Annotated in this window: 1 protein-coding gene; it reads left to right on the forward strand. The window is 45.9% G+C overall.

Annotation, left to right across the window (positions count from 1 at the left end; translation table 11 throughout):
* Window positions 1-837, forward strand: an 837-nt coding sequence (locus I9W95_RS12440; RefSeq protein ID WP_225675356.1) for an IS110 family RNA-guided transposase, incomplete at its 5' end; no start/stop codon positions are given.
* Window positions 838-1142: the final 305 nt, after the last annotated feature.

Below are 1142 nucleotides of genomic sequence, written 5' to 3' on the forward strand. Positions count from 1 at the left end.
TATTGGGGCCGATATTTCGAGAAGGCCGGTCACGAAGTTCTGTTAATCCCGGCGCAGCATGTAACACCTTTCGTTCGTGGAAACAAAAATGATAAGAATGATGCATTGGCAATTTATGAAGCATCACTTCGACCTAATATCCGGTTTGTTCCAGTAAAGGCTGAATATCAACAGGATATTCAGTGTCTCCACAGAATGCGTGAAAGGCTTGTCGCAAACAGGACCTCTTTATGCAATCAACTTCGGGGGCTGCTTGCTGATTATGGCCATATTTTCCCGGTTGGAATCAATGCCATCATTAAAGGTGTGCGAGAGATCATCAGAGATTCGTCTCTGTCAGGTAGTCTTCTATCTGAGCTAGAGTCATCCATCGTTGAGTATGATTATCAGACAAAGCGCATTGATAAGATTAATAAGGTTTTGAAAAGTCATAGTGACAAAAACCCTCATAGTCAGCGCCTCATGCAGATCCCTGGCATTGGTGCTCACATAGCTACAGCTATTACCAGTACTGTAGGAAAAGCAGAAGTATTCAAAAATGCTCGGGATTTTGCTGCATGGACAGGACTTACGCCACGTCAATCAGCAAGTGGTAATAAGTCAGTGATGGGCGGAATAACCAAGCGTGGCGATCAGTACTTGCGGAAGCTACTGGTCCAGGCAGCACGACATACTGTGAGATGGGCTGTTAAAGAAAGTGACTCAAAGCTTGCAAAATGGATAAATGAAATCATCGTGCGACGCGGCCTTCAAAAAGGTGTTGTTGCTGTTGCGCACAAACTGGCGAGAATTATCTGGTGCGTGCTCACCAGGGAAGAAGGATTCAAACCAGTATAGTAGGTAATTATCTCATCAGGTGTTCTTAAGTTGATGAAATAAACGGGGTGCTCCGGCCCTGCCAGAACCTGGCTTGGACACGATCGACATGAGTCAGATCGAGTGGGTGTTAAAGGTGGCGGGGTTCGGATCTCATCAGGGCTGCGGGAATACAGATCCCGATCAGAAGCCGGATATATGTCAGAACAACCACCGATTTATCAACGAGAATACTGATGGAAAACAGGAAATGGATGGGCATCAAAGGTGCCACAGGCTAGTTGTGCCTTGACACCGAGGGAGCGTCTATATATGTCCTATTAGTT

The sequence above is a fragment of the Thalassolituus marinus genome (genome assembly GCF_020320395.1).
GTDB classification, from domain to species: Bacteria; Pseudomonadota; Gammaproteobacteria; order Pseudomonadales; family Oceanobacteraceae; genus Venatoribacter; species Venatoribacter marinus.